Annotated in this window: 21 protein-coding genes and 1 other RNA gene; 4 read left to right on the plus strand and 18 right to left on the minus strand. The window is 72.3% G+C overall.

What is annotated here, in order from left to right:
• Positions 1-278 precede the first annotated feature (278 nt).
• The 5 genes from CV755_RS18725 to CV755_RS18745 all read right to left on the minus strand — a co-directional run bounded on the left by CV755_RS18725 (position 279) and on the right by CV755_RS18745 (position 8,126).
• Positions 279-2,639, minus strand: a complete 2,361-nt coding sequence (locus tag CV755_RS18725) for a xanthine dehydrogenase family protein molybdopterin-binding subunit (RefSeq protein WP_109281357.1) — start codon at positions 2,637-2,639, stop codon at positions 279-281.
• A gap of 5 nt (positions 2,640-2,644) precedes the next feature.
• On the minus strand, positions 2,645-5,374 hold the full coding sequence (locus tag CV755_RS36730; RefSeq protein ID WP_277751829.1) for a (2Fe-2S)-binding protein: 2,730 nt from the start codon (positions 5,372-5,374) through the stop codon (positions 2,645-2,647).
• Entirely contained in the window at positions 5,371-6,258 is an 888-nt protein-coding gene (locus CV755_RS18735) for an FAD binding domain-containing protein (protein WP_109281358.1), read from the minus strand. The genes CV755_RS36730 and CV755_RS18735 overlap by 4 nt, the downstream gene beginning before the upstream one ends.
• Positions 6,259-7,172: 914 nt before the next feature.
• Positions 7,173-7,463 carry a DUF3039 domain-containing protein gene (locus tag CV755_RS18740; RefSeq protein WP_109281359.1) on the minus strand — a complete coding sequence of 97 codons (291 nt, stop codon included), beginning with the start codon at positions 7,461-7,463 and terminating at the stop codon, positions 7,173-7,175.
• 66 nt (positions 7,464-7,529) lie between these two features.
• A complete protein-coding gene (locus tag CV755_RS18745; protein WP_109281962.1) occupies positions 7,530-8,126 on the minus strand; it encodes a YqgE/AlgH family protein in 597 nt (198 codons plus the stop codon).
• 252 nt (positions 8,127-8,378) lie between these two features.
• On the opposite strand from CV755_RS18745, the gene murA reads away from it, so the two are divergent.
• Positions 8,379-9,716 (plus strand): UDP-N-acetylglucosamine 1-carboxyvinyltransferase, encoded by a 1,338-nt coding sequence (gene murA / locus CV755_RS18750; RefSeq protein WP_109281360.1) that lies wholly within the window; start codon positions 8,379-8,381, stop codon positions 9,714-9,716.
• A 219-nt stretch (positions 9,717-9,935) separates the two neighbouring features.
• Here murA and CV755_RS18755 read toward each other — a convergent pair whose 3' ends face one another.
• The 5 genes from CV755_RS18755 to CV755_RS18780 form a co-directional block, all read right to left on the minus strand.
• The gene (locus CV755_RS18755) at positions 9,936-10,217 is read right to left on the minus strand and encodes an HU family DNA-binding protein (protein ID WP_004951951.1); all 282 of its coding nucleotides are present in this window, start codon (positions 10,215-10,217) and stop codon (positions 9,936-9,938) included.
• Positions 10,218-10,519: 302 nt separating this feature from the next.
• A complete protein-coding gene (locus CV755_RS18765) occupies positions 10,520-11,953 on the minus strand; it encodes an NAD-dependent malic enzyme (RefSeq protein WP_109281361.1) in 1,434 nt (477 codons plus the stop codon).
• A 408-nt stretch (positions 11,954-12,361) separates the two neighbouring features.
• Positions 12,362-14,662, minus strand: a complete 2,301-nt coding sequence (locus CV755_RS18770; protein WP_109281963.1) for a HelD family protein — start codon at positions 14,660-14,662, stop codon at positions 12,362-12,364.
• A gap of 126 nt (positions 14,663-14,788) precedes the next feature.
• Positions 14,789-15,487, minus strand: coding sequence for an anti-sigma factor family protein (locus tag CV755_RS18775; RefSeq protein WP_109281362.1), 699 nt, complete (start codon positions 15,485-15,487; stop codon positions 14,789-14,791).
• Positions 15,484-16,029, minus strand: a complete 546-nt coding sequence (locus CV755_RS18780) for a sigma-70 family RNA polymerase sigma factor (protein WP_109281363.1) — start codon at positions 16,027-16,029, stop codon at positions 15,484-15,486. The genes CV755_RS18775 and CV755_RS18780 overlap by 4 nt, the downstream gene beginning before the upstream one ends.
• Before the next feature lie 292 nt (positions 16,030-16,321).
• Here CV755_RS18780 and CV755_RS18785 point away from each other — a divergent pair, with 292 nt between their 5' ends.
• Positions 16,322-17,335, plus strand: a complete 1,014-nt coding sequence (locus CV755_RS18785; RefSeq protein ID WP_109281364.1) for a CHRD domain-containing protein — start codon at positions 16,322-16,324, stop codon at positions 17,333-17,335.
• Positions 17,336-17,339: 4 nt separating this feature from the next.
• Here CV755_RS18785 and CV755_RS18790 read toward each other — a convergent pair whose 3' ends face one another.
• A complete protein-coding gene (locus tag CV755_RS18790; RefSeq protein WP_109281365.1) occupies positions 17,340-17,933 on the minus strand; it encodes a CGNR zinc finger domain-containing protein in 594 nt (197 codons plus the stop codon).
• 170 nt (positions 17,934-18,103) lie between these two features.
• Between CV755_RS18790 and CV755_RS18795 the strand changes: the two genes are divergently transcribed.
• Positions 18,104-18,667, plus strand: coding sequence for a hypothetical protein (locus tag CV755_RS18795; protein ID WP_109281366.1), 564 nt, complete (start codon positions 18,104-18,106; stop codon positions 18,665-18,667).
• A 276-nt stretch (positions 18,668-18,943) separates the two neighbouring features.
• Here CV755_RS18795 and CV755_RS18800 read toward each other — a convergent pair whose 3' ends face one another.
• The 6 genes from CV755_RS18800 to ftsE all read right to left on the minus strand — a co-directional run bounded on the left by CV755_RS18800 (position 18,944) and on the right by ftsE (position 24,061).
• The gene (locus CV755_RS18800; protein ID WP_193553424.1) at positions 18,944-20,086 is read right to left on the minus strand and encodes a hypothetical protein; all 1,143 of its coding nucleotides are present in this window, start codon (positions 20,084-20,086) and stop codon (positions 18,944-18,946) included.
• 125 nt (positions 20,087-20,211) lie between these two features.
• Positions 20,212-20,581: a transfer-messenger RNA gene (gene ssrA / locus CV755_RS18805) on the minus strand.
• 108 nt (positions 20,582-20,689) lie between these two features.
• Positions 20,690-21,199, minus strand: coding sequence for an SsrA-binding protein SmpB (gene smpB / locus CV755_RS18810; RefSeq protein ID WP_109281367.1), 510 nt, complete (start codon positions 21,197-21,199; stop codon positions 20,690-20,692).
• Positions 21,200-21,217: 18 nt separating this feature from the next.
• Positions 21,218-22,339, minus strand: a complete 1,122-nt coding sequence (locus CV755_RS18815) for a S41 family peptidase (protein WP_109281368.1) — start codon at positions 22,337-22,339, stop codon at positions 21,218-21,220.
• Positions 22,340-22,439: 100 nt separating this feature from the next.
• The gene (gene ftsX, locus CV755_RS18820; protein ID WP_109281369.1) at positions 22,440-23,351 is read right to left on the minus strand and encodes a permease-like cell division protein FtsX; all 912 of its coding nucleotides are present in this window, start codon (positions 23,349-23,351) and stop codon (positions 22,440-22,442) included.
• 20 nt (positions 23,352-23,371) lie between these two features.
• Positions 23,372-24,061, minus strand: a complete 690-nt coding sequence (ftsE, locus tag CV755_RS18825) for a cell division ATP-binding protein FtsE (protein WP_109281370.1) — start codon at positions 24,059-24,061, stop codon at positions 23,372-23,374.
• 278 nt (positions 24,062-24,339) lie between these two features.
• Here ftsE and CV755_RS18830 point away from each other — a divergent pair, with 278 nt between their 5' ends.
• A complete protein-coding gene (locus tag CV755_RS18830; protein ID WP_109281371.1) occupies positions 24,340-24,531 on the plus strand; it encodes a hypothetical protein in 192 nt (63 codons plus the stop codon).
• 121 nt (positions 24,532-24,652) lie between these two features.
• Here CV755_RS18830 and CV755_RS18835 read toward each other — a convergent pair whose 3' ends face one another.
• Positions 24,653-25,393, minus strand: a complete 741-nt coding sequence (locus CV755_RS18835) for an LPXTG cell wall anchor domain-containing protein (protein ID WP_109281372.1) — start codon at positions 25,391-25,393, stop codon at positions 24,653-24,655.
• Between the last annotated feature and the right edge of the window lie 10 nt (positions 25,394-25,403).

The raw sequence follows: 25,403 nt of genomic DNA on the forward strand, positions 1-25,403 counted from the left end.
CAGCGGGCACGCCTCAACTGACTGAGTAGGACGACGGATTGACGAGCTCTCACCGCGGGCCCATGTGGACGGCCGTCGCTACGCTGCGGCTTCCCCAACCCACCGATGAGGTTCCATGCGCCCTTCGCTGCCCTCGCCTGGCCTGGTATCAGCGGCGCCGAGTGCAGGTGACCACATAGCCGACCGCCAGGGTCAGGCCCAGCCACGCGACGCCGGCGATGCGGTCAGGTCTCCCCCGAGGGGTGGGAGCATGGCGGCGACCGTCGCCCCGTGCAGGGTCAACCCCCCGCCACCGCCGTCTGGGGACGGATCGGCAGGCGGTTGATGGGGCGGCCCGTGGCTGCGCGGACGGCTGCTGCTACGGCGGCGGGGGCGGTGACCACCGGGGCCGCGCTGATGGCCTTGGCGCCGAAGGGGGCCACCACATCGCGCTCCTCGACGAGTTTGACGATGTGGATGTCGGGGGCGTCCAGGGCGGTGGGCAGGGCGTAGCCGGTCAGGTCGGGGCGGCGGACCAGGCCGGCGGAGGTGCGGAGGTTTTCGGTGAGGGCGGCGCCCAGGCCCTGGGTGAGGCCGGCCTCGATGCGGGTCTCGGCCTGGGCGGGGTTGAGGACGCGACCGACGTCCTGGGCGGCGGCGAGTTCGACGACGCGTACCGAGCCGAGTTCGACGTCCACGTCCACCACGGCGCGTACCGCGCAGAAGGCGAGGCCGACGAAGGCGTCGCCCTGGCCGGTCTCGTCCAGGGGCTCGGTGGGGTGGGGGCGGCACTGGGCGGTGGCCCAGAGTTCCTTGCCGTCCAGGGCCTCGGCGACGGTGGTGCTGAGCACGCCGTCATAGGAGGTGATCTTGCCGTCGGCGATGGTGAGCAGCTCATGGGACATGCCGAACTGGTGGGCCAGCGGCTGGAGGAGCTGGGTGCGCACCATGCGGGCGGCGCGTTCCACGGCGCCGCCGGAGACCCAGGTGTGGCGGCCGTGGGCGGCGGGGCCGCAGGGGGGCTGGTCGGTGTCGACCGGGGCGATATGGACGTCCTCGATGCCCAGGATCTCCTGGACGATCTGGCGGGCGAGGGTGGCGAAGCCCTGGCCGGTTTCCACGGCGGCGCAGATGACGGTGGCCACCGAGCCGCTGACCTTGACGGTGGCGGTGGAGACCTCGTCCGCGCCCTCCGCGCCGAGCATATGGACCATGCCCAGGCCATAGCCGACGCCGCGGCGGACGGCGGAGGGGTCGCCCGCGCCGTCCGGGCCGCCGGGGAGCAGCCAGTGCTCCTCGGGGTCGTCCTTGGGGAGGGCGGGGAGCGGGAAGTCCCGTACCGCGGCGAGGAGTTCGGCGACGGGGGCGGGGCAGGTGACGGTCTGGCCGGTGGGGAGGAGGTCGCCGGTGGCCAGGACGTTGCGCATCCGGAGTTCGGCCGGGTCCAGGCCGAGTTTGGCGGCCAGCTTGTCCATCTGGCCCTCGTAGGCGGCGCAGACCTGCATGGCGCCCTCGCCCCGGACATGGCCGGAGGGCGGGTTGTTGGTGCGTACCGCCCAGCCTTCGACGAAGGCGTGCGGGACGACATACGGGCCGCAGGCGAAGGCGACGGCGGCGGCCAGGGCGTCGGAGGAGGAGTCGGCGTAGGCGCCGGCGTCCATCAGGATCTGGGCCTCGACCTTGACCAGCTTGCCCTCGGCGTCCGCGTGGTGGCGGTAGCGCAGCAGGGTGGGGTGGCGGTGGGCGTGGCTGAGGAAGGACTCCTCGCGGGTGGCGGCCAGTTTGACCGGGTGGCCGGTGCGCAGGGCGAGCAGGCCGAGGGGCAGTTGGACGCCGGAGTCCTCGCGGTCGCCCATGGCGCCGGGGACGCCGGTGACCACGATCTTGACGCGCTCCGGCTCCAGGCCGAAACAGGCGGCGGCCAGGTCGCGGTCGTTGTGCGGGTCGGTGGAGGCGGTGTAGATCTCCACCCCGCCGTCCGGGCGCGGTACGGCCAGGCCGGCCTCGGCGCCGATGGGGGCCGGGTCCTGGCGTCCGATGCGGTAGAGGCCCTCGACCACGACCTCGCCGGTGACCTCGGGGTCGCCGAAGCTGAGCGGGATGTGCCGGATGAGGTTGCCGTCCGGGTGCAAGGGCTCGGCGGAGAAGGCCAGTTCGGGGTCGGTGACCGGTTCGAGCAGTTCGTACTCGACAACGATGGCGGCTGCGGCCAGCCGGGCGGTGTCCGGGTGGTCGGCGGCCACCGCGGCGATCGGCTCGCCATGGTGGCGTACCAGCTCCGAGGCGAAGACCGGGCGGTCGGCGACCTTGCGGCCATGAGCGGCGTCCCCGGGCACATCGGCATGGGTGACCACGGCGTGGACGCCGGGCATGGCGGCGGCGGTACGGGTGTCGATGGACAGGATGCGGGCGTGCGGGTGCGGGGAGCGCAGTACGGCGGCCCACAGCAGCCCCTCGGCCCACAGGTCGGCGGCGTAGGGGAAGGTGCCCTGGGTCTTGGCCGCCGCGTCGGCCGGGGGCAGGGAGACGCCCAGGCCGTGCGGCGGGGCCTCGGCGGGCGGCGGAGGGGCGGTGGCAGTGGCGAGGGAGGCGAGGTTGGGCACGCTGCTCGCGTCCACGCCGACGCCCCCCAATCCGCCCGTCCCGGCGTTACCGCCCATTCCCGTCATGCCATTGCCTTTCCGCTGCCACCGTTGTGCGGGCCCGCCTGGTGCGGGATGCGTGCCGTGTCCGTCTCGGGGTGCGCCTCCTCCAGGGCGGCGGCCCGCTCGGCGCGCTCATCGACGACCTGGCGCACCGCGCGCAGTACACCCCGGTAGCCGGAGCAGCGGCAGAGGTTGCCGCACAGCGCCTGGCGGGTCTCCAGCTCGGTCGGGGCGTGGTTGCCCTCCAGGAGGTCATGCACGGTCATCGCCATGCCGGGCACACAGAAGCCGCACTGTACGGCACCACAATCGGCCAACGCCCGCTGGACGTCGGAGGGTTGGCCGTTCACGGCCAGGCCCTCGACGGTACGGACCTCCGAGCCGGCCGTGGTCGCGGCGGGCACCAGGCAGGAGGCCACCAGGCGTCCGTCCACCTGGACCGAGCAGGCTCCGCACTCGCCCTGCGAGCAGCCGTCCTTGGCGCCCGCCAGGCCGAGCCGCTCGCGCAGGACGTAGAGCAGGGACTCGCCGATCCAGGCGTCGGTGACGGGACGGTCGGTGCCGTTGACGCGCAGGACGTAGGAGGCGCAGGGGTGTTCGGTGTACGGGCCGAGGGGGTCTTCGGGGTGGACGAGGTCCGCGGGGTCGGCGGGGTCGGGGTGGGTGATGTCCGGGTGGGTGGCGTCTGGGTGCGCGGGGTCCGTGTGGGCGGGGTCCGCGTCGGTGTGTTGCGCCGCTTCGGGGTGGGTCGCTTCTGAGTGCGCCGACTCCGGGTGGGGCGCCTGGGGGTGCGCCGTCTCGCGGTGGGTCGCCTCGGGGTGGGTCGCCTCGGGGTGCTCGTTGGGGCCGTCGAACTCGGGGGCCGTTTCAGGGGTGTTGGAGGCGTTGGAGCCGTTGGATGTGTCGGGGGTCTGCGTTGCCGTGGGTTCGCCGGGCGACTGGCGGGTTGGGTGCGCCTCGGGTGCCGCGGAGTCTCCGGAAGCCTGGGTTGCTTCGGGCGCGTGGGGCACCCGGGTTGCTCGGGGTGCATCAGGCGTCTGGTGCGCTGAGGCCGCCCGGGGCATTTGGGACGCTTCGTGTTCCGCGGCCCCCAGGGGTGTCCGGGATTCCTGGGTCCGCAGCGATTCCGTGAACTCCTGGTGCGCCAGGGGCTCACGGGGTGCCAGGAGCACCTCGTCGGCCTGGAGGTCAGCGGTCCGCCGGCCGGCCGACTGCCGGTCAGCGGCCTGCGAGGCGGCAGGCTGCGGGATGCCGGACCGCGAACCGTCGGAGTGCAGAGCGTCGGAGTGCGAAGGGCCGGCTTCCGCGGTGGCCGGTTCGGCGGTGGGGGTCGGAGTGGAGGCGGAGCCCGGTTCCGGGGTGGCGGGCACCTCGTCCGTCGCGGCGGCCCAGGCGTCGGCGGGGTATTCGCCGGATTCATCCCCGGCGGCGACCCGTCCGGAGTCATCGGGGAGCGCGGGCACAGTCCACTGGCCCGAGGCGTCCTGGTGGGCGGCGGGCTGGTGCCAGGCGCCACTGCCCGTGTCGCCGGGGCGCGGAGCGGGCCATTCCGCGGTCGCCTCCGGGTCGCGGGCGGCGTTCTCCACCGGCGGCCGGCGGTGCAGGGCGTACTCGCCGGACTCCTCCACCGGGTCGTCTCCGGCGGCGGGAACGCTCCACTGGCCGGTGGACCCGGGGCCGGCCTGGGAGGCGACCGGGGCGAAGGACCACTGGGCGGTGGCGTGGGCTTCCGGGGCGCCGTCGGGGGCATGGCCGTGCACCGGGTCATAGGTGTCGGCGGGCATGGCCCACTCGGTGGTGGCACCGGGCTGGTAGGGCACGGACGTCCAGCCGTCCGCCGCCTCCGGCGTCCCGGTGGGCGCGGGAGCCGCGGCGGACTGGTGCGCCGAGGGGCGCGGGTCGTTGGGATGCGCCGTCTGGTGGGGCAGTTGGGACGATGTCTGGTGAAGGGGCTGGTGCGCTACCGGAGTTGCCGGAGGCGTCTGGGACGCCCGAGATGCCTGAGACGCCTGAAATGTCGGGGGCGTCGGCGAGTGCGGGGCCGCCTGCGACTGCTGGTGCGCGTCAGGATGCGCCTCGCGATGGGCGGCACCATGGACGTCACCATGGGCAGCGCGATGCGCCTCCGGGTGATGGCCCAGGTGGGCGCCCGGCGCCGTCGGGTGGGCGGTCAGCGGGGTGCCGTGCGGGGGCGTGCCCTGCGCGGCCTGATGGGCAGCCAAGTCATGGGGCGCCGCCGGGTAGCCGCCCTGGTGCGGCAGCTGTCCGGGCTGCTGCTGCGAGGGAGCCGGTGCGGCACCGGGGCCGGGCACCATGGGCGTGCCCTGGTGCGGGGTGTCGTGGTGCGCCACGTCCTGGTGCGGGACGTTCTGCCGCAGGGCGTTCTGGTGCAGGCCGTCGTCATGCAGACCATTGCCGTGCAGGCCGTCGTCATGCAGACCATTGCCGTGCAGGCCGTTGTCATGCAGACCATTGCCGTGCAGGCCGTTGTCACGGGACGCGTCATGAGCACCGGGATACGCCGCGCCGGGCGCATGGTGCTGCTGCCAGGAGGCGGCCGCGGGCGGGGTGTAACCGGTGCCGGGGGCGGCCAGCGGGGCCCAGTTGCCGTTGGTACCGGCGCCATGCGCCAGCAGCTCGGGCGGCAACTGGACGAAGGCGGTGCCCTCGTCGTACTCCATGCCGCGCGGCACCGGCTGCCAGGCGCCTTCGCCGGGCGTACGGGACTGTGGCTTCTGATCGTCACTCACGCGAGTGCCCTCCCCAGTGCTCGGCGGGCCAGAGTGGCCACCGTACGCCGCAGGTGCAGCACGGCGGGCGGCAGGGTCCCCGGCTCGGTCCCGTCGGGGCCGGGCGCGGGGTCGGGGATACAGGCGGCGGCCACATAGTCGCCGAAGGCGGCACAGGCCTCGGGGGCCAGGGTGCGTTCGCCGTCCCAGTCGATGAGCGAGGCCACCCAGTGCTCGGCCTCATAGGGCCGCAGCGGCATGGGGGCCACCGCGCCCACCGCGCAGCGGACCATCCGCCGGGCCGGGTCCAGCACCACGGCCACCGAGGCGACGGCGCGGCTGGGGCCGGTGCGGCTGGTGGCCTTGAGGAAGACCTGTGGGGCGTACAGCAGGGGAACCCTTACGTAGCCGATGAGTTCGCCCGGGGCCAGCATCTCCACTCCGGCCAGCAGCCGGCCCACCGGGATCTCCCGGCGGCCGCCGGGACCCACGATGACCAGGGACGCCTCCAGGGCGGCCAGCACGGGCAGCGCGTCACCGGTGGGGGCGGCGGTGACGATATTGCCGCCCAGGGTGCCCGCGTTGCGGATCTGCGGGGGGCCTGCGGCCCGGGCGGCGGCGGCCAGCGCCGGGATGAGCGCGGCGAAGTCGGGCCGTCCCATACGGGCGTGGGTGAGTCCGGCGCCCAGCAGGGCGTGCCCGTCCTGGTACTGCCAGCCGCGGATCTCGCTGATCCGGCCCAGGCCGACCAGTGCCGCGGGCCGCAGCAGCCCGGAGTTGACGGCTGCCATCAGGTCCGTGCCACCCGCCACGGGCACGGCGGCGGGCATGGCGGCCAGCGCCGCCACGGCCTCGTCCAGCGAGCCCGGCAACGTCACGGTGTGCGCCGCCTGCGGTGCGTGCATGGTCAACCCAGCTGCCCCTTCCCCGGTGATCCCGGCCGTTCCCGCCGTACGGTACGTGCTGTCGGCCCGGACGTGGCAACTCTGGCACATCTTCCGCCTCTGCCGACGCCAGGGTCCGTGAACCGCGGAATCCCGTACGCCGCCGGAGCCCGGCCACCGGGCCGGGCTCCGGCGGCGTCTCCGTTGTGCGGCGGATTGCCATCTTTGGGGTTCCTTGTACGACTTACCACGGTGTGTGAAGGTCCACCGTGCCAGGGGCGCGCGGCACGGACCGTCACCTTCCGGGTTGCCTCACACGATCGGGGACGGGTCCTCGATCGGGCGTCCGAGCGGCCGGACTGCGTGAACTCCGGCCAATACGGCGCCTGTGGGCTGGGCAAGGGCGGGATCCGGTTCCGTTTGCCGCCCGGGCACTGCCACCTCGAACGGCCCGGCTGCCGCCGTCACGGCCGGTCACGGGAACACCGAATGCCCGGGCCCCCGTTGGCCCGGCCCCTGGGGCCCAGGGCGTGCCGGTGGACGGACTCCGGCATCCCGCACCACCGGGCACCGCTTTTCCGTTACGCCCCAATAAGACCATTTTCAGGGCGGATTGACGGGTGAACGGCAGCGGGTGGAGGGCGCGGGCGGCTGTTGGCGCGCGGCCGCGTTTCAATCCAACGCTGCGGGCGGTCACTTGGGCTCTGCCCGGCAGCCATTGGGCAGCGCCGTCGCCGAGTAGTACGGTCCCGCGACGCGGGACGAGGAACCGTCCCGGTAACCGGCCGGCAGCGGGCAGCGCAGTGAACGCCGCCGGAGAACCCCGTCCGGGTATACGAACGGCCCCCCGGCGCGGGTGAACGCGGCCAGGGAGCCGTACAGCACTCGGAGGCGGCCGGCCGGGCGGCCGCTTGTCGCCGCCGCCCTCGCCGCGGCTACTTCTTGTCGCCGCCCTTGCCGCCCTTGTCGTCTCCGCCGGCTCCCATGCCGTCGAAGATCTCCTTGCACATGGGGCAGACCGGGTACTTCTTGGGGTCGCGCCCCGGAACCCAGACCTTGCCGCACAGGGCGACCACCGGAGACCCGGAGAGCGCGCTCTCCATGATCTTGTCCTTCTGAACGTAATGGGCGTAGCGCTCGTGGTCGCCGTCGCCATGCGACACCTGCGGCGTCGGCTCTACGAGGGTGCCGGTCCCTGCCCCGCGCTCGGGCTCAAGAGTGCTCATGGTCCCCAAGGGTACTGGGCAGCGGCGCACGGGGTCGGGGCGACGGCGCCCGGCGGGACCGGGGAGTCAGTTGAGGCTTGGATCGTCCGGATAGGTGGCCACCATGGCCAGCTCATTGCGCTGGCGGCGCAGGACGGCCCGCCAGAGGTGGGCGGGGTCCGGAGAGGAGACGTCACCGGGCTCGGACTCCACCACATACCAGGCACCCTCCACCAGCTCGTCCTCCAGCTGGCCCGGGCCCCAGCCCGCGTATCCGGCGAAGATCCGCAGCGAGCCCAGGGCGGTGCGCAGCAGCTCCGGCGGGGCCTCCAGATCGACCAGGCCGATGGCCCCGTGCACCCGGCGCCAGCCCACCGGATCGGCCCGGCCGGCACTGCCCCCCGGCCGGTCGGGCGGCGGCTCGCCGGGGACCACGGCCACCCCCAGCGCGGAGTCCAGGGAGACCGGGCCGCCCTGGAAGACCACGCCCGGCTCGCCGGCCAGCGGGGCCCAGGGCTCCAGGACATCGCCGACCCCGACCGGGGTCGGGCGGTTGAGGACCACCCCGAGGGAGCCCTCCTCGTCATGGTCGAGCACCAGCACCACGGCGCGGTCGAAGTTCGGGTCCGCCAGTGCCGGTGTGGCGACGAGCAGCCGTCCGGTGAGCGAGGACACCTCGGTCATGGCGACATGATCCCGCATTTCGGGTGCCCTGGGGGAGTGGAATCCCGGACCGGGTATGGACCGGGCGGTGCGGCGGGGGGCGCGGAGACCGGTGGCCGGGGCGCGCGCTAACCGGTAGCTATCACTCCGTTAACACAGCGTGTTGTGACAAATTCATGACGTACGGAGAAGGGGCCGGGGGCGGATTTCGGAGGCTCCGGTCGCATTACCCTTTCTTCTTGCCCCCTGCCCAACTCCAGGAACGCGAGATCCATGACCGTCACTGACGATGTCCTGCTTGTCCACGGCGGTACCCCGCTCGAGGGCGAGATCCGTGTCCGCGGTGCGAAGAACCTCGTGCCCAAGGCCATGGTCGCCGCGCTGCTCGGCAGCGGTCCCAGCCGGCTGCGCAACGTCCCCGACATCCGGGACGTGCGTGTGGTGCGCGGACTGCTTCAGCTGCACGGTGTGACGGTGCGCCCCGGCGACGAGCCCGGTGAGCTGATCCTCGATCCCTCGCGGGTGGAGAGCGCCAATGTCGCCGACATCGACGCGCACGCCGGTTCCTCGCGCATCCCGATCCTCTTCTGCGGCCCGCTGCTGCACCGGCTGGGCCATGCCTTCATCCCGGGCCTGGGCGGCTGTGACATCGGCGGCCGTCCCATCGACTTCCACTTCGAGGTGCTGCGCCAGTTCGGCGCGACCATCGAGAAGCGGGCGGACGGGCAGTACCTGGAGGCCCCGCAGCGGCTGCGCGGCACCAAGATCCAGCTGCCGTACCCCTCGGTGGGCGCCACCGAGCAGGTGCTGCTGACGGCCGTACTGGCCGAGGGCGTCACCGAGCTGTCCAACGCGGCCGTGGAGCCGGAGATCGAGGACCTCATCTGCGTGCTGCAGAAGATGGGCGCCATCATCTCCATGGACACCGACCGCACCATCCGCATCACCGGTGTGGACTCGCTGGGCGGCTACAACCACCGCGCCCTGCCGGACCGCCTGGAGTCGGCCTCCTGGGCCAGCGCGGCGCTGGCCACCAAGGGCAACATCTATGTCCGCGGCGCCAGCCAGCGCGAGATGATGACCTTCCTCAACACCTACCGCAAGGTCGGCGGCGCCTTCGAGATCGACGACGAGGGCATCCGCTTCTGGCACCCGGGCGGTGAGCTCAACGCCATAGCGCTGGAGACGGACGTCCACCCGGGCTTCCAGACCGACTGGCAGCAGCCGCTGGTGGTGGCCCTGACTCAGGCGTCCGGGCTGTCCATCGTCCATGAGACGGTCTATGAGTCGCGGCTGGGCTTCACCTCGGCGCTGAACCAGATGGGCGCGCACATCCAGCTCTACCGGGAGTGCCTGGGCGGTTCGGCGTGCCGGTTCGGGCAGCGGAACTTCCTGCACTCGGCGGTGGTGTCCGGGCCGACCAAGCTGCAGGGTGCGGATCTGGTGATCCCGGACCTGCGGGGCGGGTTCTCCTATCTGATCGCCGCGCTGGCGGCGGAGGGGACGTCCCGGGTGCACGGGATCGACCTGATCAACCGCGGCTACGAGAACTTTATGCAGAAGCTGCGGGATCTGGGGGCTCAGGTGGAGCTGCCGGGTTCTGAGGTCTGACGCGTCCACGGCGCCGTGGGGCGGGTTCCGGGGTCTTGGACCCTGGGCCCGCCTCTTTGTTTTCCGGGTGCGGGATGGTGGGTGGCTGGTCGCGCCCGCGCGGCGGAGCCGCATATCGGATACCGCCCCGCGCCCCTTACGGGGCGCCCCTGGCGGCCCCGGGTACGCCGAAGGGCGGCCACCCTGGTCCGGGGTGGCCGCCCTTCGGCGGTAAGAGCCTTACTTGCCCTTGGCGGCTTCCTTGAGCTTGGAGCCCGCGGAGACCTTCACGCTGTAACCGGCAGCGATCTGGATCGGCTCGCCCGTCTGCGGGTTACGGGCGGTGCGAGCGGCACGGTGGGTGCGCTCGAAGGTCAGGAAGCCGGGGATGGTCACCTTCTCGTCGCCCTTGGCGACGACCTCACCGACGGTCTCGGCGAGGGCGGCCAGCACGGCGTCGGCGTCCTTGCGGGTCACCTCGGCACGGTCGGCCAGAGCGGCCACCAGCTCACTGCGGTTCATGTTGTACTCCCGTGTTCTTCTTGCCAATGAGGCGTGAGATCGAAGCCGATGCTGCCAGGGCCCTCGGACAGTCCCCGGACCCGGGTCCGCCACTAGATCCCTCGCGCCCTAGGGGATGCCCCCTGGACGGAGTCCTCGGGGGAGCATCCTGCCCCCACCAGTGGCGGGAAAGCCAATCCGGCACCCTGGAGAGTCACACGGAAAGCGCCACAGCCTCGGATGGGGCCGCGTTTTCGCGGCCCGATTGCTGCCCGACACCCTATGGGGGGCGCCGGAGCCCAGTGTCACGCGACGCGCCGCGTTCAGACAGGCGTGGTGCCCGTCACAACGGCGCCGACCGCCTTGGCGGCCTCCCGGACGGCGCCCGCGACGGCCCCGGCCACCTTGTCGTTGAAGACGCTGGGGATGATGTAGTTGGCGTTGAGTTCGTCCTCGGCGACGACATCGGCGAGGGCGCCCGCGGCGGCGAGCATCATCTCGGTGTTCACGGTGCGGGACTGGGCGTCCAGCAGGCCGCGGAAGACGCCGGGGAAGACCAGCACATTGTTGATCTGGTTGGGGAAGTCCGAGCGCCCGGTGGCCACCACCGCGGCGGTCTGCCGGGCGATGGCCGGGTCCACCTCCGGGTCCGGGTTGGCCAGCGCGAAGACGATCGCGTCATCCGCCATCGCCGCCACATCCTCCGCACCCAGCACATTGGGGGCGGAGACGCCGATGAAGACATCCGCGCCGCGCACGGCCTGCTTGAGGGTGCCGGTGATGTTGTCGGGGTTGGTGTTGTCCGCGATCCAGCGCAGCGCGGAGCCGGGATCGGCCGAGACCAGGTCCTCGCGCTTGGCGTGGACCACGCCGTGGATGTCGGCCACCACCGCGTGCCGCACCCCGGCCGCGGTCAGCAGCTTCAGGATCGCGGTACCGGCCGCGCCCGCCCCGGACATCACCACGCGGACGTCGCCGATGGCCTTGCCCACCACCCGCAGGGCATTGGTCAGCGCCGCCAGCACCACGATGGCGGTGCCGTGCTGGTCGTCATGGAAGACCGGGATGTCCAGCGCCTCACGCAGCCGGGCCTCGATCTCAAAACAGCGCGGCGCGGAGATGTCCTCCAGATTGATCCCCGCGAAGCCCGGCGCGATGGCCTTGACGATCTCCACAATGGCGTCGGAATCCTGGGTGTCCAGGCAGATCGGCCAGGCATCGATGCCCGCGAACCGCTTGAACAGCGCCGCCTTGCCCTCCATCACCGGCAGCGCCGCCTTGGGGCCGATATTGCCCAGGCCCAGCACCGCGGAGCCGTCGGTGACCACCGCCACCGCGTTGCGCTTGATGGTCAGCCGGCGGGCGTCCTCGGGGTTCTCCGCGATCGCCATGCACACCCGCGCCACCCCGGGGGTGTAGACCATGGACAGGTCGTCACGGTTGCGGATGGGGTGCTTGGAGGCCATCTCGATCTTGCCGCCGAGGTGCATCAGGAAGGTACGGTCGGAGACCTTCCCCACCGTCACGCCTTCGATCTCGCGCAGCCGCTGGACGATCTCCTCGGCGTGCGCGGTGGAGGTCGCGGCCACCGTGACATCGATCCGCAGCCGCTCATGGCCGGAGGCGGTGACATCCAGACCGGTCACCGAACCGCCCGAGGACTCCACGGCCGTGGTCAGCTGGCTGACGGCCGACCCGCCCGCCGGAACCTCCAGTCGGACCGTCATCGAGTACGAGACGCTAGGCGCCGTTGCCATGGCCGCTTTCCCCTGCTTTCCCTGATCTTGTTGTGCTGTGCGCGGCTCCGCGCGATGTTCGATCGTCCCACCTACCGATGGGTAGGCGGTAATCGGTCCTTGGTTTATGGAAAGTGGCTTTCGCCATACGGGCAGGACTTTGCGCACGCGTCTACGCACCGATGACGCGTCCCCATGACGCGCACCTACGACGAAAGGGCGCCCTCCCTGAGGAGGGCGCCCTTTCGCGCCGTTTATGACACCGACCCGCCATGCTCGCCTCGCGGCAAGTGGTCGCTCGAAGCGACAAAGGTTGGGCCCGGGGGCTTGGATCGAGCCGGTGCCGTATCCAGGCTAACAAACCACCGCCGAAAGGGATTCCCGGCCGGGAGAACGATTCGCCCCGGCGGTGGAACGGGCCGCTTGGGGTCAGTCCCTCAGCAGGTCCGGCACCCCGCGCTCGTCCGGGTCGTCCCGCTCCCCCGCCAGCACGGTCAGCCGCTGGGTGGCCCGGGTGAGCGCCACATAGAGGACCCGCAGTCCGGCCGGCGACTCATCGGCGATCTCGGCCGGGGTGACCACCACCGTGGCGTCGTACTCCAGGCCCTTGGCCTCCAGGCTGCCCAGCACCACCACTCGGTCACCCAGCCCCGCCAGCCAGCCGCGGGCCTCGGTGCGGCGGCCCATCGGGACCACCACGCCGATGGTGCCGTCCACCTCGGCCAGCAGCCGCCGCGCCTCGGCGCGCACCGCCCCGGCCAGGTCCTGGCCCGCCACCACAAAGCGCGGCTCGACACCGGTGGAGCGGACCGCGGCCGGGGACTCCATGCCGGGCATGGCCAGTGCCAGCACCCGGGCCGCCAGCGCGGCGATCTCCGCGGGGTTGCGGTAGTTGACGGTGAGCCGGAAGCGGCGGCGCGGGCGGGTGCCCAGTGCCTCGTCCCGGGCGGCGGCTGCCTCGTCCGGATCGGACCAGGAGGACTGGGCCGGGTCGCCGACCACGGTCCAGGTGGCGTGCCGGCCCCGGCGGCCCACCATCCGCCACTGCATGGGGGTCAGGTCCTGGGCCTCGTCCACGATCACATGGGCGTAGTCGCGCCGCTCCTGGGCCAGCCGCTCGGAGCGCTCGCGCCGGGACTCCCGGCGCTCCGGCATCAGCTCCTCCAGGCCGGTGAGCTGGTCCAGCGGGTCCAGTTCGCGTGGCTGCCGGGGCCGGGCCGGGGCGCCGAGCAGCGTCTGCAGCTCGTCCAGCAGGGCCACATCGTGCACCGAGAGCGGGCCCCGGCCGTCCGCGTCCAGCCGGGACAGCGAACGGGCCAGCAGCCGCACCTCGCGGGGCGCCAGCACCCGGCGGGAGAAGCGGGCCAGCCGCCGCTCGTCGGCCAGCGCCACCAGGACCTGACGGGGCGTCAACTCCGGCCACCAGTCGGCCAGGAACTCGGTGAAGGAGTCCTCGCCGGTGATGTCCTCGTCGAAGGCGGCCCGTGCCTCGGCGGCCAGCTCCCGGTCGGTGTAGCGGCGGGGGCCGCCCGCCTTGGCCCACAGCGCGTCCAGGATCAGCCGGCGGGCCCGCGGGCGCAGCAGATTGACCGGGGCGGTACCGCCCAGCGCGCTCTGCCGGATCCGGTCCAGCTCCGCCGCGTCCAGCTCCACCCGGGCGCCGAAGGCCACCACCCGCAGCCGCTCCGGGACCTCGCCGAGGTCCAGCGCCCCGCGCACCGCCTTGCGCAGCACCTTGAGCATCCGCGAGGAGCCCTTGATCCGGGCGACGGCGGGCTCGTCATAGGTGTCCGCCTCGGCCCCGTCCACCAGCGAGCCCAGGGCCCGGATGGCCACCTGGCCCTCCTCGCCCAGCGAGGGCAGCACGCCCTCGGTGTAGGCCACCAGCAGCGGGGTGGGCGAGACGATCAGAATGCCGCCCGCGTAGCGGCGCCGGTCCTGGTAGAGCAGATAGGCGGCCCGGTGCAGGGCCACCGCGGTCTTGCCGGTGCCGGGGCCGCCCTCCACCTCGGTGACCGAGGCGGCGGGGGCCCGGATCACCAGGTCCTGTTCGGCCTGGATGGAGGAGACGATGTCCCGCATGGTGTGGCTGCGGGCCTGCCCCAGCGCGGCCATCAGCGCGCCGTCGCCCACCACCGGCAGCGCCGCCCCGTCCAGGGTGGTGGTCAGCTCCGGGCGCAGCAGGTCGTCCTCGACGCCCAGCACCTTGCGGCCCTTGGAGCGGATCACCCGGCGTCGCACCACCCGGCCGGGCGCCACCGGGGTGGCCCGGTAGAAGGGTGCGGCGGCCGGCGCCCGCCAGTCGATGACCAGCGGGGAGTAGTCGGCGTCCAGCACCCCGAGCCGGCCGATGTGCAGCGTCTCGGCGATCTGCGCCCGCTCGTCCTGCACGGCGTCGTCGGCCGGGTCCACGGAGGTGTACGCCCCGTCCGGGCCTTTCTTGCCGTCCTTGCCGCGCAGCAGGTCGATGCGGCCGAAGAGGAAGTCCTCGAACTCGTTGTTCAGCCGGTTGAGATGGACCCCGGCCCGGAACACCTGGGCGTCACGCTCGGCGAGCGCTCCCGGTGTGCCGACCTGGCCGCGCTTGGCGGCGTCGTCCATGAGGAACTCCGCCTCGTGGATCTTCTCCTCAAGGCGCCGGTAGACCCGGTCCAGATGATGCTGTTCGGCACCGATTTCCCGGTCCCGGATCCCGTCCGGGTGCTCGGTGCTCCCGGTATCCGTCGCCACGTGCGCGCGTGTGGCGTTCTGCGCGGCCACCCAGGCCCCCTTCTGTGTGCGTAGGGCAGCCTTCAACCGTACGCGAATCCCGGCGGGGAGCGCACCTGTCAGGACATGAGAGGTATGGCACCGAAGTCAGATGTTGACGGTGGCCAGATGCCCGCCGTCGAGGGTGCGGATTTCGAAGCGGGCGATGTCATTGACCGGGAAGGCGGTGCCGCCATGGGTGTACAGCGGCCCCGCGCCCCACTTGTCGCCCTTGTCCGTCCCATAGCCGGAGGCGGGTACGGCCCAGGTGGTGACCGTCTGCTCCTGCCCCTTGCGGCTCACGGCCACCAGGCGGCAGGTCAACGGGCCCTTGACATGGCCCAGTTTGAGGGCGACCCGGGTGCCCCAGGGCTTGCTCGCCAGGGAGACGGTGGCATCCGCCTTGGTGGCCGGGTCCACGGCGTGGTGCTTCGTCCCCTGCTCGTACATCTCCTCGGCCGCGCTCTCCGGGTGATGCTCCTGTCCGGTGAGCGCCAGGGTGGTCAGCGGGCCGGCCACGATCAGCGCGGCGGCCGCGGCGACCAGGACCGAGCGCCGGGTGCGCTGGACGGAACGGGCCACGGTCACCCGCCGCAGCAGGCCGTCCAGCGCCTCCGGCCGGGGCCGGGGCGGCGGGCCGGTCTCCTTGAGCTCGGCCAGCAGCGGAGTGACGACCAGCAGCTGCTCCAGCTCCCCGGCACAGCGGTCGCACTCGGCCAGGTGTTCCTCGAAGCGGGCCGCCTCGGCCGGGTCGAGGACGCCGAGCGCATAGGCGCCCACGTCCATGTGGTGTGCCGACCCGTTCATGGCGTGACTCCTCGTTCCTGCAGCGAGAGCCGCATCGAGCGCAGGGCGTAGAAGACCCGGGACCGCACCGTCCCGGCCGGAACACCCAGCGCCTCGGCGGCCTCACCGACCGTACGTCCCTTGAAGTAGGTCTCGATCAGAGCCTCTCGGTGGGCTTGGGAAAGGTCGCCCAGCGCGTCGGAGATCGTCATCAGGCGGAGCGCCCGGTCGATCTCGTCCTCCGCCGGGATCTGTTCGAGTGGGGCGGGGTCCACCTCCCGGGGGCGGGCCTGGCGGCTGCGGTGATTGTCGATGACGATGCGCCGGGCCACGGTCACCAGCCAGGGCCGTACGGAGCCGGTGGCCCCGCGCAGCCGGTCGGCATTGCGCCAGGCGCGCAGCAGGGTCTCCTGGACCACGTCCTCGGCCCGCTGCCGGTCGCCCGCCACCAGGCGGGAGACAAAGGCCAGGAGGGCGGCGGCGTGCTCCTCGTACAGCGCCCGCATCAGCTCTTCATCGGGGCCCGTCCGGTCAGCCACGTGGGCATCCTTGCGCACGTCCATCCCTCGGTCGATAGCGCGAAGCGGTGAATCCCCGAGCCCTTCTCCCCGAGCTCTTCCCTCGGTGAACCGGAGCCTTTCTGCCGGTGAGTCCCGAGCCCTTCTGCCGGTGAATACGGACCCCGGCAGCGATCCGCTCAGCCGCCGGGCCGGGAAAAGTCCGCCGGGAAAGGTCCACCGCGGAAACCGGCCGGGAAAAAATCAGCCGCCGCGGCTGAGCGGGCCCCGCCCGGCGTCCGTACGACTGGCCGACGGCCGGTGCAGGGGGCACCGGTTTTCCGGAGGGGGAATCTCCATGCAGCGCAGCAGCGTCATCCTCGCCATCTGCACCACGGCGGGCGCCATAGCGGCCGGCACCGCCTTCGGCATCGCCCTGCCCAACGGCGACTCCACGGCCGCGATGCACCCGGCCGTCCGGCATGGCGCCATGACCGGGGCGGAGGACGCGCCGGGTGACTTAGGCGACCGGACCGCCGGACACACCCGCACCGTCTACTTCGCCGCCGGCCTGGGCGGCGACCAGGAGGCGCCGCCGGCCGACCCCGCGGGGCGGGCCGTCGCCTTCCTCCGGGTACGCGGCGACCAGGTCTCCTACGCCTTCCACTTCCATGGCACCGGGGCACCCACCATGGGCCACCTCCATGAAGGGGACCAGGGGCAGAACGGGCCGGTGCGGATCCCGTTCTTCACCACCAGGCTGCCCGGCGGACGGACCTCGGCGACCGGCACCGTCCGGGTCACCGACGGCGAGCTCCTGGCCGACCTGGTCGCCAACCCCGGCCACTACTACCTCAATCTGCACACCGACCGCTTCCCGGCGGGCGCGGTACGGGGCCGGCTGCACCGGCTCAGCGGCCCGGCCGACCTCTCCGGCGCCCCGGGCGGATTCGCGGCCTCGGTGGTGGACGGCCGGCAGCTCTACACCTGCACCCGGCAGCCGGACCGCAGCTTCGCCTTCGCCCGCAGCGGCGCCCGGGCCACCCTGGACGGCGGCATCGGCCACCTCCAGGACCGGCCGGGCACCGCGCCGCGCTGGAAGGCGGCGGACGGCTCCGAGATCACCGGCACCCTGCTGGCCAAGCTGCCCAATGGGGACGACAACATTCCCGAACTCGACCTGGCCGCCCGGCAGTCGGGCGCCCGTAACGGGCTGCTGTCCCGCACCGGCGAGGTGCTGCGCCTCAACACCCGTGGCGGTACGGCCCCTTCGGGCAGCTGCGACCCCGGGCGGCAGCCGCGGCTGGCGGTGCCGTACCGGGCGGACTACCTCTTCGTCAACCACACCGCGAGCGAGTCCGCCGGCAACTGACCGTTCAGCGCGAGCCGTTGAGCACCCGGCGCCGGTGCCGGGCCACCCGCTCGCGGTTGCCGCACACCTCGCTGGAGCACCAGCGGCGGCGCCGGCCGCGGGAGGTGTCCAGATAGAGCACGGTGCAGGACTCGCCCTCGCACTGGCGCAGCAGTACGCGCACCGCGGGGTCGGTGAGCAGTTCCACCGCGTCCCGGGCCACCAGGCCCACCAGGGCGCCGCACTCCGGGGGGCCGGCGACGGTCCGTATCAGACCGCCGTCGGCGCCGCGCACCGCGCGCAGCACCGGCGGGGCGGCGGAGGCGATGGCATTGACCCGGTCCAGGTCGGGATCGGCGGCCCGGCCGCCGACCTCGGCCCGCACCACCCGTTGCAGCAGGTCACGGGCGGCGTGGAAGCGCCCCAGCCAGCCTGCGTCCACCATCTGGAGTTCGGTGCCCTGGGGCACCGCGCCCGAGCCGAGCAGCCAGCGGCGCAGCCGCTCGGGGGTGCCCAGCCGGTCCACCGGCTCCTCGCCCGGCCGGCCGGACACGGTGGCCACCAGGTCCAGACACAGCCGGCCGGAGTCGAACCGCAGGTCATGGGAGGCCGCCGTCATGCGCGTGTCACCTTTTCCGGAAGGTACGGGGGTACGCACCCCCAGGGTGCCCGGCCGGGCGCCCGCCCGGAAGCCCCGGGGCGCGGGGCGCCCGGGAGGCGGGGTCCGGGTGGGGGGCTGCCCGGTCGGCGCTTGACATCAAGCGCGGTTGAGGAAGCAGGGTCGTCGCCATGTCACGACTGCACACCATGCATCGCCCCGAGGCGGGCATCACCTTGATCAGCCGCTGGGAGACGGGGACCGAGGAGCGGTCCCGGGCCGCCGCCGACGCCCTGCTGGCCGGCTGGCCGGACCGGCCCGACCAGGAGCTGTGGCAACACATCTTTATCGACCTGGACGGCTCCGGCCTGCTCTTCTGCTCCCAGTGGACCAGCGCCGAGGCGCACCTTGAGTTCGCCCGCAGCGGGCGGGCCGCGGCGATCCGGCCGGTGGACGAGCTGGTGCCGGGCATCGAACGGCCGGGGCTGAACCGGACCCGGCTGGGGCCCGGGGTGGTGCCGGACGAGGTGCGCGCCCCGGCCGTCACGGCGGTGGGCTTCCTCCCGGGCGGCTCCGCCGAGGCGGCGGCGGCTCAGCTGTCGGCTGCGCCACCTGCTGGTCTGCTGGCCGCGCACTTCCACTCCACGCTGGACGATTCCCAGGTGATCGTCCTCTCCGAGTGGGCCACGGACGACATACCCCCCGCCTTCCCCGCCGACCGCCGCTACCGCCTCTTCGCCTCCGCCAGCCGCTAGATCCGCCCCGCCAGGCGCGCGGCGAACTGCGCGCCGGGCACCCCAGGGGCGCGGGGAACTGCGCGACCAACCCACGGCGGCCCGCAGCCGAACGCAGACCGCGCCGCGGCGCCGGGTGCGATCTTTTATGTGCGGACCGCACGTGGCTGGTCGCGCAGTTCCCCGCGCCCCTGGCGGGGCTAACGCAACACGTCATCTGCGGACCGCGCGTGGCCGGGCGCGCAGTTCCCCGCGCCCCTGGCGGGGCTGAGGCAGGGCGCGCAGTTCGCGGCGTAGTCAGAGGGCGCGGCGGCGGCGCCAGAGGGAGGCGCCGCCCAGAGCCGCGGCCGCCGCCGTACCCACCCCCGCGCCGGCCAGCAGAATCGCCGTGCCGGACGCCGCCCCGCCCGCGGAGGCGGCCGTGACGATCAGGTGCTCGGTCCGCCGTACCCGGCCATGGTGGCTGACCACGGTCACGGGGTAGCTCCCCTGCCCCAGCCCCTTGCGGATGTGCGCGGGACCGTAGAAGCGCGGATCGTCCCCGTCCCCCGCTTTGCTGTCATCCCGCCTGAGCCGCACCGGATGCTCGAACGCCGGTGAGGTGGCCGTCAGTTGCTCCTCCTCGCCCGGGTCCGGCGAGGCGTCCCGCCATAGGACGTTGACGGTCCCGCCCGCCCCCACCGTGCGCCGGGCGCGGGCCGCGTCGGGGTGCCCGGCGGAGGGGAAGAACTCCGGCCCCCGGGGCCGGCCCAGATAGTCGCTGTCCCCCGGCTCCGCGGACCCCACCTCCAGCGGCTTCTCGGCGATCCGCCGCCCGCCCGGCCCGGTCAGGGTGACCTTGTAGGTTCCGTCCTTGGCATTGCGCGGCAGGGTCACCAGGCCGCTGAACATCCGCGGGTTGTTCCAGTGACTGCCCCGGGGATCGTGCGCCAGCCGCACGGGATGGGCGAAGACCGGCGAGGAGACGGTGAAGGAGGTGCCGCGCTCGCCGGGATAGAGGTCGTCGAACCAGACCCCGAACTGCTCCCCGGGACGGATCACATCGTCCGGGGTGGTCACCTGGAAGGTGGGCCGGCGGGACTCCCGCACCTCCACCCGGTCCTGGGCCACCACCCGCCCCGAGGCGCGCACGGTCAGCGGGTAGGAGCCGGGCCGTACCCCCATCCCCACCGCGGGCCGGCCATGGTGGGCCCGGGCGCCGGAGTCCCGGTCGGTGTAGGGGGCAAGCCGGACCGGGTGCGGAAAGACCGGTGAGGAAACGGTCACCTCGCCCCGGGCGCCCTGCACATCGATGTCGATCAGCTCTCCGGGCCGGTTGTCGAAGGCACCGTTGAGCAGCACATGCACCCCGCCGCCCGCGGCGGCGACAGCCGGGCCGCCGCCCGTCAGCAGGAGCGCGCCGGCGCCCGCCACGGCAACGGCCGTCCGCGTCCAGTTCATCGCGCCACCCCCTTGTCACCGGATAAGAGGGGCCGGGGCGCCCCTGGGTTGCCCGTTGGGCCCGGGCCCGCTACGGCAAAGGCCCCACCGCGGGCAGCGGTGGGGCCTTGACCTCACATGGGATCGAGTGGAGATGGCGGGAATCGAACCCGCGTCCAACGGTGCGGAACCAGGGCTTCTCCGAGCGCAGTTCGCTGCGATTTTCTCGGCCCCGGAGATCACGCGAACAAGTCTCCGACGGGCCCAGCCGCTGTTTGATTTCCCTCCGGGCCCCGCGACCGGGCCTGGAGGTTTAGTTCCCTAGCTGATGCCAGGATCCGGGTCGGGAACAGCCCCGGGCTGACACTTCGCGAGTCGCTACTTAGGCAGCGAGGGCGAAGGAATCGCGCTTGGTGTTGGCGATTATTGGTTTCGGCATATGGTTTACGAGATCATTGCCGCTTCCTCGGCTCGCTTCCCCTGCTTCGACATCCGCTGTCGAAACCGATCATCCCCATGTGGTGTTTTCAAAGAGCGCACCCCCGCGAGGGGGAGTGCGTCGCCCATCGTACGTGACCAACGCCCGGCGGTGCCAGCGCATTCCCTCCGGGGAGCTACCGGGCGCTACCGGCCGGCGAGGGCCCGCTGGCGCCTGCGGGCGGCGGCGATGGCGCGGTCCGACTCCCGGCGGTCCTGCTTCTCGCGCAGGGTCTGCCGCTTGTCGTACTCCTTCTTGCCCTTCGCCAGGGCGATCTCCACCTTGGCCCGGCCGTCCTTGAAGTACAGCGCCAGCGGCACGATCGTGTGGCCCGACTCATCGGCCTTGGACGCCAGCTTGTCGATCTCCGCACGGTGCAGCAGCAGCTTGCGCTTGCGGCGCGCGCTGTGGTTGGTCCAGGTCCCCTGGGCGTACTCCGGGATATGGGCGTTGTGCAGCCACGCCTCGCCGCCGTCGATCTGGACGAAGCCGTCCACCAGCGAGGCCCGGCCCTGGCGCAGCGACTTCACCTCGGTGCCGGTGAGCACCATGCCGCACTCATAGGTGGTCAGCAGGTGGTAGTCGTGCCGCGCCTTCTTGTTCTGCGCGACGAGCTTGCGCCCGCCCTCTTTCTCTTTCGCTTTCGCCTTAGCCATAAGGCACCCATTCTCGCACTAGGACCCCCCGCCGAGGCCACCCAATACCGCGCGGGCCCGGGGCTCCGCATCGCCCTCGACCTCCAGGTCGGGGGTGATGCCCCGGCCGTCCACCGGGCGCCCGGAGGGGGTGCGGTAGCGGCCCACGGTCTGCTCGGCGACCGCGCCGCCCGGCAGGTCCCTGGGCATCTGCACCGAGCCCTTGCCAAAGGTGCGCGAGCCCACCAGCACCGCCCGGCCGCGGTCCTGCAGCGCTCCGGCCAGCAGCTCTCCGGCGCTCATGGTGCCGCCGTCCACCAGCACCACCAGCGGCCGTCCGGTGTCCCCGCCCGGCGCGGCCCGCAGGACCCGCTCCCGGCCGTGTACGTCATAGGTGGCCACCAGGCCGCCGTCCAGAAAGGCGGAGGCGGTGCCGACCGCCTCGGTGACCAGGCCGCCGGAGTTGCCGCGCAGGTCCAGCAGGACGCCCTCGCCGGGCGCCGTCTCCCGGACCGCCTGGCGTACCCGTACCCCGGTGCCCCGGGTGAAGGCGCCCACCTTGATCTTGGTTCCGGCGGTCCGGCCGGCCCGGAACCGGTCCGCCACCACGCTCTGGGCGGACAGCCGCTCACGGCGCAGCGTCAGCCGCAGTGTGCGCCCACCGTGCCGTAGCGCGAGCCGTACCGGGGTACCGGCCCGGGCCGTGCCCGCGTAGTCCCCGCGCAGCCGGGAGACCACCTCGGTCACCGGGCGCCCGGCGGCCCCGGCCCCGTCCACGCTGAGCAGTTCGTCACCGGCTGCGATCTCCGACCGGCCGGCCGGGCTGCCCCGCTGGACGTCCGCCACCTCGATCCGGCCGTCGCCCCGGCTCCGCAGCGACAGGCCCACCCCGACATAGGCACCGTCCAGAGCGCGCTGGAAACCCTGGTACTCCTCGGCGCTGTACACCGCGCCCCACCGGTCGCCGCCATGGCGCCCCGCGTCGTCAGTACCGGCCCCCAGCACCTCGCCCGCGGCGGGCACCGGAGGTACGCCGTGCCGGCCGGCCGCACTCCAGGAGCCGGCGGCGGCACCGGTCACCAGCACCCCCGCGAAGACCAGCGTCAGCGCCGCGCCACAGCGGGCGCGGCGCCGGGGAACGTACCTGGCCGGTCCGGACATGCGCGTGAGTCTAGGCCACCGGACCGGCGCCGTACGGGGAGTTGACATACGGGAGTTGACGCATCCGCGGAAGCGCCACGGCCTCGGCCGGACCCCGGGCTCAGACCTTGAGGTACTTCCACAGCGCGGCGAAGGCGGCCAGCGCGGGCATCAGCAGACCCACCGCGAGCACCATCGGCAGCTTGCTCAACACCGAGCCCCAGCCGATGAATTGAATGACGTCGATGTGGTGCGCCAGCCAGTTGTTCACCAGGAAGTGCTGTCCGCAGATCAGCATCACACAGGCCAGCATGCCGCCCAGCAGCCCGGCGACGGCGGCCTCCATGATGAACGGGATCTGGATGTAGAAGCTGGAGGCGCCCACCAGCCGCATGATGCCGGTCTCCCGGCGGCGGCTGAAGGCGGAGACCCGGACGGTGTTGACGATCAGCGTCAGCGCCACCACCAGCATCAGCGCCATCACGCCCAGTGCCCCGTAGTTCATTCCATTGAGCAGGTTGAACAGCGGCTCCAGCACCTGCTTCTGGTCCTGCACCTGCTGTACGCCCGGGCGCTGGGCGAAGGCGCTGGTGATCACGTCGTATTTGGTGGGGTCCTTGAGCTTGATACGGAAGGACTCCTGCATCTGGTCGGGGGTGACCGCACCGGCGATGGGCGCCTTGCGGAACTCCTCCTGGTAATGCTTGTAAGCGTCCTCGGCCGACTCGTAGTCCACTTTCTTGACGATGTTCATGTTGTCGAGGTCGGCCTTGATCTGTTTCTTCTGCTCCTCGGTGACCGCGCCCTTGGCACAGCTTCCGCCGCTCTGCGCCTCGGACTTGTTGCAGAGGAAGATCGAGACATTGGCCTTGTCGTACCAGTAGCCCTTCATCGAACTGACCTGCTCGCGCAGCAGCAGCGAGCCGCCGAAGAGGGCCAGCGAGAGAGCGACCGAGACGATCACCGCGAACGTCATGGTGAGATTGCGGCGGAGACCGACGCCGATCTCCGACAGAACGAACTGGGCGCGCATGGCGTTGTTCTCTATGCCTTTCAGTGCTGGTAGCCGTAGACGCCACGCGACTGGTCGCGCACGAGACGGCCCTGCTCGAGTTCGATGACGCGCTTGCGCATCTGGTCCACGATCTGCTGGTCGTGGGTGGCCATGATGACGGTGGTGCCGGTCCGGTTGATCCGGTCGAGCAGCTTCATGATGCCGACCGAGGTCTGCGGGTCCAGGTTTCCGGTGGGCTCGTCGGCGATCAGCAGCATCGGCCGGTTGACGAACGCCCGGGCGATGGCCACCCGCTGCTGTTCACCGCCGGAGAGTTCACCGGGCATCCGGTCCTCCTTGCCGCCCAGGCCGACCAGTTCCAGCACCTGCGGTACGGCCTTGCGGATCTCCCCGCGCGGCTTGCCGATGACCTCCAGGGCGAAGGCGACATTCTCCCCCACCGTCTTGTTGGGCAGCAGCCGGAAATCCTGGAACACCGTGCCCAACTGCCGCCGCATCTGCGGCACTTTCCAGTTGGAGAGCCGGGAGAGGTCCTTGCCCAGCACATGCACCTGGCCATGGCTGGCCCGCTCCTCGCGCAGCAGCAGGCGCAGGAAGGTGGATTTGCCGGAGCCCGAGGAACCGACCAGAAAGACGAATTCGCCTTTCTCGATCTCAAGCGAGACATCCCGGAGCGCCGGGCGGTTCTGCTTCGGGTAGGACTTGGAGACGTTGTCGAATCGGATCACGAGTGCACCACGCGTCGGACCTTGAGGAGCGGCACGGAACGCCGCCTTCGCGGCGCCCGTCGGTGTGCGTGACCATACGCGAACGACCCGTGTACGCGCAGTCGGCATCCTGTGTTGGCGCGTTTACCCGCGCCCGCCTCGGGGACAAAACCAGCACAATCGGGACGCCACCCGGGCAACAGGGGGCCGGCCGCGCCGAACGGCGGGAAAGCTGGCACAGTGGTAAGGGAACCGCAGGGCCCACCCGCGCGTTGGACGTACCGGAGGAAGGACATCGCATGACATGCGACCGACTGGTGTGCGCCAACTGCGCGGCCCCGGTGAGCGAGGGCCGGTGCCCGGTGTGCCGGGCGAGCCGGGAGCGGCTGCAGCAGGAGGGCCTGTTCCCGGGGCTCACCCCGGCCACCCTGATAGCGCTGCTGGTGGCGCTGGTCGCGGTGGCGGTGGCCGCTCGGGGCTTCGCCCTCTGAGCGAGCCCTGAACGGACCCTGGAAGACCCCTGAACGACCCTGGACGAGACAAGGCCCGGAGCGCGGTGCGCTCCGGGCCTCCGTCTTCTTCGGGCAGTGCCCGAGTCAGGCGCTGCCCGGCTCAGGCCGCCGTGTTGCGGCTGATCAGCCGAGGCAGCAGCCGGAAGCCGATACCGCCCGCGATCATCGTCGCCGCGCCCACCAGCAGGAAGGTGGTCTGACCGGCACCGGTCTGGGCGAGCTGCTCCTTGGGCTTGGCCTGCTGCACCGGCTGGGCCCCGATGACCTCGGTGCTGGTGTTGCAGTTGCCGCTGTTGGTGTCCACCGGGCAGGTCTTGCCGTTGTCGCCGTTGGTGGAGCCGTGGTCACCCTGGGTGGGCTGGGCCGTCGGGTCCCCGCTGGGCTGCGCGGTGGGCTGCTGGGTGGGCTCACCGGTCGGCTGCTGAGTGGGCTGCTGAGTGGGCTCACCCGTGGGCTGCTGCGTCGGCTCGTGGGTGGGCTCGTGGGTGGGCTCCTGCGTCGGCTGCTGCGTCGGCTGCTGAGTGGGGTCCTGGGTGGGCTCACTCGTGGGCTGCTGCGTCGGCTCCGACGTGGGCTGGCTCGTCGGCTGGTCCGTGGGCTGACCGGTGGGCTGCTCGGTCGGCTGCGGGATCGAGGTCGGGTCGCCGGTCGGCGTGGCCGGACCGGTCGGGTCGTCTGCGGGCTGGGTGCTCACACCATGGGCCTCGGTCTTCGACAGACCGCTCAGCGGCACGTCGATCCCGGCGGCCGAGGCCGCACCCGCGGCCGTCAGCGAGGCACCCGCCACTATCACCGCACCGGCGGTGATCCGCGCGGCGCGCAGCCGCGTCTTCTTCGTCATCTGCCTGCTA

Source organism: Streptomyces orinoci, assembly GCF_003121295.1.
GTDB lineage: Bacteria > Actinomycetota > Actinomycetes > Streptomycetales > Streptomycetaceae > Streptomyces > Streptomyces orinoci.

Bases quoted from the DNA above. Each gene is read 5' to 3' on its own strand.
- CV755_RS18725 (WP_109281357.1), bottom strand. From the start codon at position 2,639: ATGGGCGGTAACGCCGGGACGGGCGGATTGGGGGGCGTCGGCGTGGAC.
- CV755_RS18735 (WP_109281358.1), bottom strand. From the start codon at position 6,258: ATGCACGCACCGCAGGCGGCGCACACCGTGACGTTGCCGGGCTCGCTG.
- CV755_RS18740 (WP_109281359.1), bottom strand. From the start codon at position 7,463: ATGAGCACTCTTGAGCCCGAGCGCGGGGCAGGGACCGGCACCCTCGTA.
- CV755_RS18745 (WP_109281962.1), bottom strand. From the start codon at position 8,126: ATGACCGAGGTGTCCTCGCTCACCGGACGGCTGCTCGTCGCCACACCG.
- murA (WP_109281360.1), top strand. From the start codon at position 8,379: ATGACCGTCACTGACGATGTCCTGCTTGTCCACGGCGGTACCCCGCTC.
- CV755_RS18755 (WP_004951951.1), bottom strand. From the start codon at position 10,217: ATGAACCGCAGTGAGCTGGTGGCCGCTCTGGCCGACCGTGCCGAGGTG.
- CV755_RS18765 (WP_109281361.1), bottom strand. From the start codon at position 11,953: ATGGCAACGGCGCCTAGCGTCTCGTACTCGATGACGGTCCGACTGGAG.
- CV755_RS18775 (WP_109281362.1), bottom strand. From the start codon at position 15,487: ATGAACGGGTCGGCACACCACATGGACGTGGGCGCCTATGCGCTCGGC.
- CV755_RS18780 (WP_109281363.1), bottom strand. From the start codon at position 16,029: ATGGACGTGCGCAAGGATGCCCACGTGGCTGACCGGACGGGCCCCGAT.
- CV755_RS18785 (WP_109281364.1), top strand. From the start codon at position 16,322: ATGCAGCGCAGCAGCGTCATCCTCGCCATCTGCACCACGGCGGGCGCC.
- CV755_RS18790 (WP_109281365.1), bottom strand. From the start codon at position 17,933: ATGACGGCGGCCTCCCATGACCTGCGGTTCGACTCCGGCCGGCTGTGT.
- CV755_RS18795 (WP_109281366.1), top strand. From the start codon at position 18,104: ATGTCACGACTGCACACCATGCATCGCCCCGAGGCGGGCATCACCTTG.
- CV755_RS18800 (WP_193553424.1), bottom strand. From the start codon at position 20,086: ATGAACTGGACGCGGACGGCCGTTGCCGTGGCGGGCGCCGGCGCGCTC.
- smpB (WP_109281367.1), bottom strand. From the start codon at position 21,199: ATGGCTAAGGCGAAAGCGAAAGAGAAAGAGGGCGGGCGCAAGCTCGTC.
- CV755_RS18815 (WP_109281368.1), bottom strand. From the start codon at position 22,339: ATGTCCGGACCGGCCAGGTACGTTCCCCGGCGCCGCGCCCGCTGTGGC.
- ftsX (WP_109281369.1), bottom strand. From the start codon at position 23,351: ATGCGCGCCCAGTTCGTTCTGTCGGAGATCGGCGTCGGTCTCCGCCGC.
- CV755_RS18830 (WP_109281371.1), top strand. From the start codon at position 24,340: ATGACATGCGACCGACTGGTGTGCGCCAACTGCGCGGCCCCGGTGAGC.
- CV755_RS18835 (WP_109281372.1), bottom strand. From the start codon at position 25,393: ATGACGAAGAAGACGCGGCTGCGCGCCGCGCGGATCACCGCCGGTGCG.